General features: G+C 61.1%; 10 protein-coding genes. All 10 read left to right on the top strand.

Going from position 1 to position 4,628, the window contains the following annotated elements; all coding sequences use genetic code 11:
• On the top strand, window positions 1-274 hold a 274-nt coding region (locus VMX79_05255), incomplete at its 5' end, for a prohibitin family protein (GenBank protein ID HUV86501.1).
• 145 nt (window positions 275-419) lie between these two features.
• Window positions 420-764 (top strand): metalloregulator ArsR/SmtB family transcription factor, encoded by a 345-nt coding sequence (locus VMX79_05250; GenBank protein HUV86500.1) that lies wholly within the window; start codon window positions 420-422, stop codon window positions 762-764.
• A gap of 5 nt (window positions 765-769) precedes the next feature.
• Window positions 770-2,071 carry a permease gene (locus tag VMX79_05245; GenBank protein HUV86499.1) on the top strand — a complete coding sequence of 434 codons (1,302 nt, stop codon included), beginning with the start codon at window positions 770-772 and terminating at the stop codon, window positions 2,069-2,071.
• Between the two features lie 10 nt (window positions 2,072-2,081).
• Window positions 2,082-2,318 (top strand): thioredoxin family protein, encoded by a 237-nt coding sequence (locus VMX79_05240; protein HUV86498.1) that lies wholly within the window; start codon window positions 2,082-2,084, stop codon window positions 2,316-2,318.
• Window positions 2,315-2,611 carry a hypothetical protein gene (locus VMX79_05235; GenBank protein HUV86497.1) on the top strand — a complete coding sequence of 99 codons (297 nt, stop codon included), beginning with the start codon at window positions 2,315-2,317 and terminating at the stop codon, window positions 2,609-2,611. The genes VMX79_05240 and VMX79_05235 overlap by 4 nt, the downstream gene beginning before the upstream one ends.
• Window positions 2,612-2,620: 9 nt before the next feature.
• Window positions 2,621-2,905, top strand: coding sequence for a nitrophenyl compound nitroreductase subunit ArsF family protein (locus VMX79_05230; GenBank protein HUV86496.1), 285 nt, complete (start codon window positions 2,621-2,623; stop codon window positions 2,903-2,905).
• On the top strand, window positions 2,905-3,594 hold the full coding sequence (locus tag VMX79_05225; protein HUV86495.1) for an aromatic aminobenezylarsenical efflux permease ArsG family transporter: 690 nt from the start codon (window positions 2,905-2,907) through the stop codon (window positions 3,592-3,594). The genes VMX79_05230 and VMX79_05225 overlap by 1 nt, the downstream gene beginning before the upstream one ends.
• A 122-nt stretch (window positions 3,595-3,716) precedes the next feature.
• The gene (locus VMX79_05220) at window positions 3,717-3,920 is read left to right on the top strand and encodes a type II toxin-antitoxin system HicB family antitoxin (protein ID HUV86494.1); all 204 of its coding nucleotides are present in this window, start codon (window positions 3,717-3,719) and stop codon (window positions 3,918-3,920) included.
• Complete coding sequence (locus tag VMX79_05215; GenBank protein HUV86493.1) at window positions 3,917-4,144, top strand: type II toxin-antitoxin system HicA family toxin; 228 nt, start codon at window positions 3,917-3,919, stop codon at window positions 4,142-4,144. The genes VMX79_05220 and VMX79_05215 overlap by 4 nt, the downstream gene beginning before the upstream one ends.
• 95 nt (window positions 4,145-4,239) lie before the next feature.
• Window positions 4,240-4,628, top strand: a 389-nt coding sequence (locus VMX79_05210; GenBank protein HUV86492.1) for a hypothetical protein, incomplete at its 3' end; no start/stop codon positions are given.

Raw genomic sequence — 4,628 nt, 5'->3', positions numbered from 1 at the left:
GGTAGTGACGGCGGCGATCGAACGAAAAAAAGAACGCGAGCAGCAGAGCGAGGAATACGAGTACAAACTCGACGTCGAGACGAAGGAAGCCGAGCGTAAACGCATCGAGGCGAGAGGCATCCGCGACTACCAGATCACGGTTTCCCAGGGCATCTCGCCGATCCTCATCCAATGGAAAGGCATCGAGGCGGCAGAGAAGTTGGCCGAGTCGCCGAACTCGAAAATTATCATCTTCGGCGATAGTAAGATCCCGGTTATACTCGGCGGCCAGTAAAAAAGACGGTACGCGACGAAGCCCGGGCCCCGGCCCGGGCTTTCCTTTCGGGGACGCCGGCCGGCGAGCTGACCGGCAGTTCACGTTTTCGGCCTTGACATGGTTTGGCGATTTGGTTATAATACCAAATAACAAAGGATATCCTATGGACCCTAAAAAGCAAGGCCGTTTCGAGACGCTGGCCCAGGTCATAAAAGCGATGGCTCACCCCACCCGCCTTTTCGTAGTCGACGAGCTTTCGCGCGGGGAGCGGTGCGTCTGCGAGTTGACCGAGATGGTCGGCGCCGACGTCTCGACCGTCTCGAAGCACCTGGCCGTGCTGAAGAACGTCGGCATCGTCGCCGCGGTAAAGCGGGGCTCCCACGTTTTTTATCAGCTTAGGATGGCGTGCGTCCTCAACTTCTTCGGGTGCGTCGAGAGCGTGATAAAGGCGAAGGCGGAGGAAAGCTTGACGCACGTCGAGAGAACCCTCCCGCGCCGACGAAGGTAACGCACATGGATTGGAAAAGAGAATGGAAAATACTTGCGGCCATCGCGGCCGTATTCCTCGGCTTCTTCTACTTGCCCCTCGGGACGCCGCGCTTCGATAACTCCCTGTTCGAAGCGCTGGCGCTCGTTAAATGGTACGCCCGCGAGCACGTTTTATTATGCCTGGTGCCGGCGTTCTTCATCGCCGGCGGCATCTCGGTCTTCGTGAGCCAGGCCTCGGTGATGAAGTACCTCGGCGCCCGGGCCAACAAGGTCATGGCGTACGGCGTCGCGTCCGTCTCCGGCACGGTCCTGGCCGTGTGCTCCTGCACCGTGCTGCCGCTCTTCGCCGGCATTTACAAGATGGGCGCCGGCCTGGGGCCCGCGTCGGCCTTCCTGTATTCGGGCCCGGCCATCAACGTCCTCGCTATTGTACTTACGGCGCGCATACTGGGGCTCGAGATGGGCGTGGCCCGGGCGGTGGGGGCGATCGTCTTCAGCGTCGTCATCGGCCTGGCGATGCACTTCTTCTTCCGCAAGGAGGAAGCCGCCAAGGCGGAGGCGCAGGCCGCGATGCCCGAGGCCGAAGTGGCGCGGCCACTGTGGCAGAACGTGCTCTACTTCGCCACGATGGTCGGCGTCCTCGTCTTCGCGAACTGGGGGAAGCCGGCCACGGAAGCGGGGATCTGGTTCGCCGTGTACTCCCTTAAGTGGTGGTTGGCGTCGGCCTCGGCGTTGGCGCTCGGCGTTATACTTATTCTCTGGTTCGGCGTTAAGTGGTGGAAGGTGGCGCTCGTCGCGGCGCCCGCGGCGGCCTTAGCCGCCTTATTGCCGCGTTACCCGTTGGTCCCGTTTGCCGCCGGCGCGGTCGGCATCTCGCTGGTAACGGCCACCGACAAAGGCGAGACCCGCGATTGGTTCGACGCCACGTGGGGCTTCGCGAAACAAATATTGCCGCTGCTGCTCCTGGGGGTACTCGTCGCGGGCGCGCTGTTGGGGCGACCCGGGCAAGAGGGTCTTATACCGTCGTCGTGGGTGAGCGCGGCGGTAGGCGGCAACTCGCTCCGCGCCAACTTCTTCGCCTCTATAGCCGGCGCTTTTATGTACTTCGCGACGCTGACCGAGGTGCCCATCCTTCAGGGCCTCATCGGCAGCGGGATGGGGAAAGGCCCCGCGCTGGCGCTCTTGCTCGCCGGGCCGGCGCTCTCGCTGCCCAGCATGCTCGTTATACGGAGCGTCATCGGCACGAAGAAGACGGTTGTTTTTATTCTATTGGTGGTTATAATGGCGACCGTTACGGGCTTGATATACGGCGCGTTGTTCGGTTAGGAGGTTCGGCGTGAAAAGGATACAGATTTTGGGGACGGGTTGTCCCAAGTGCAAGAAGCTCGCGGAGAACGCCGAGGCCGCGGCTCGAGAGCTCGGCCTGGAGTGCGAGGTCGAAAAGATTACGGACATCGAGGCCATCATGGCCTTCAACGTTATGATGACGCCTGCTTTGGCCGTCGACGGGGAAGTGAAGGCCGTCGGCAAGGTGCCGTCCAAGGACGAAATAAAGGAGATACTCTCTGAATGAAACCTAAGACGATATTGACGGTCGTTATCCTGGCCTTCGTCGCCGTGGCCGTCGGGTACCTGGTCGTAAAGGAAGTGCGCCAGGCGAAAGCGCCCGAGGTAGCGCGGGAAGGGGTCTCGGACCCCGCTCCCGTCGCGACCGGCGAGCAAGAATTGGAAACCGGCGGAACCGAAACGGCAGCCGCGCCGGCGACGGCCGTCGCCTCCGGCGGCGTTGCGTCGGACGAGGGGACTACGCCGCCCGCCTCTAACCACAAGGTCGTCGTTACTTACTATTATACGTCGAAGCGTTGACTATCTTGCTTGAAGATCGAGAGTTTCTCGAGAGAAGCGGTCGAAACCGGGTTTAGCAACGAGTTGAAGGACGGTAAGGTGGTCTGGGGCCTCGTTAACCTCGACGAGCCCGCTAACAAGCATTACATAGACGACTACCAGCTTTACGCCAAGTCGGTTATCGTCTCGGACGTCCGCGACGGCGAGGAGGTCCGCTGGAAGAACCTTACGAGGGTGTGGCAGCTAACGAACGATGAAAGGGCGTTCATAAAGTACATCCGGGACGAGGTCCGCGAATACCTGGAGGCCGGCTAGTGGCCCCGGTTCTTTTGGGCGCGGCGTCGGCGCTGTGGCTCGGGATACTGACGGCGATAAGCCCGTGCCCGATGGCCACCAACGTCGCCGCCATCTCCTATATCGGCAAGCGGCTGGGCAGCCCGCGCCAGGTATTGTTGGGCGGCGTCCTGTACACCGTCGGGCGGACAGTGGCGTACGTCGGCCTGGCGGTGCTGATACTCGCCGGCCTGCAGTCCATACCGCGCGTCTCGACCTTCCTCCAGGAATATATGAACAAGGTGTTGGGGCCGGTCCTCATCGTCGTCGGCCTGTTCCTGCTCGAGCTCATCAAGTTCGGCGGCGGCGGCCCGGGCGTGGGCGAGAGACTCGGCAAGAAGGTCGAGGGGTGGGGGTTGGCCGGCGCGCTGGCGCTGGGCGTCATCTTCGCGCTGTCGTTCTGCCCGATATCGGCGGCGCTATTCTTCGGCAGCCTCATATCGCTGGCGGTGAAGTACGACTCGCGGGTGCTGCTTCCCGGCGTCTTCGGCGTAGGAACCGCGCTGCCGGTTTTCGCCTTCGCGGTGATAATCGGCCTGGGGGTCGGCTCGCTGGGCGCGGCGTTCCACAAGCTGCAGAGGTTCGAGTGGTGGGCGCGGCGCGTAACGGGCGTCGTCTTCATCCTCGTCGGCATCTACTACTGTTTGGTGTATATATTCGAGGTATTGTAGGTACCGGTGATTTGGGAACCTTGTTGCGTTCTAACCCGGCCTTGTAGTTAGCCGGCGATAGCCCGAACGGCGAAACGATTGACAAAGGCCGTCGGGCGGGTTATAATTTCGGTGGTGATATTATGGAAGTTAAGGTAGTACTGGTACCGGCGGAAGAGGGCGGGTACACGGTATACATCCCCGCTCTGCCGGGATGTATAAGCGAGGGCGATACGCGCGAGGAGGCGCTCGAGAACATAAAGGAAGCGTTTGCCCTTTACCTCGAGCCGGTAGAAGACGACCTCGTTATAGAGGCCGAGTACGAGCTCGTGGATATAACGTTGTGACGTGCTTGCCGGCGCTGAGCTATCTTGATATAATCCGCGCGTTACGGAAGCGCGGTTTTTTAGTGGTGCGGCGGCGCGGCGGGCATATACGACTCCAGAAGGAGACGGCGGAAGGGCCGGTTAAATTAACGTTACCTGCACATAAGCCGGTTAAAAGAGGGACCCTCCGGCGCGTGATTAAAGACGCCGGCCTAACGCGCGAGGAGTTCCTCGAGTCGCTGTAAGCCGCCGAGAGAAGGCCGGCCCCAAGGCCGGTTTTTTTATATGAGTTGACAACCGCCGGGGGCGGGGTATATTATAGCGACGCCGAGGAGGAATTATGCCGGAGGGTAAAACGACGAAAGCCGTACGAGCATTCCTGAAAGAAGTCAACGACGAGATAGTTACCGGGAGGGCGGCGGAAAGAAGTTACTACCCCGCCGTCGAGCGCCTCGTCGAGGCGTTCGCTCCTAACATTAACGCGCAGATCGAACAAGCCGGCGAGGCGTCCACGCCGGACTTCGGCGTCGAGCGCCGCAAGAACCGCATCGGCGTCATAGAGGTAAAAGAGCCGCGCGTTTCGCTCGCCGAAATAGAAAAGGCCGCGGCGGCGGGGAGGGCGGACCACAACGCCGAGCAATTCAACCGCTACCTCCGCGAGTACGACAACCTCCTTTATACGAATTTATTGGAATGGCGCCGGTACCGGCATCACGCCGCCGAGCCGGT

This window comes from bacterium, from assembly GCA_035529855.1.
Lineage (GTDB): Bacteria > RBG-13-66-14 > B26-G2 > WVWN01 > WVWN01 > WVWN01.
The sequence above is the reverse complement of the archived record's forward strand: the minus strand, read 5'-3'. Positions and strand labels throughout refer to the sequence as shown.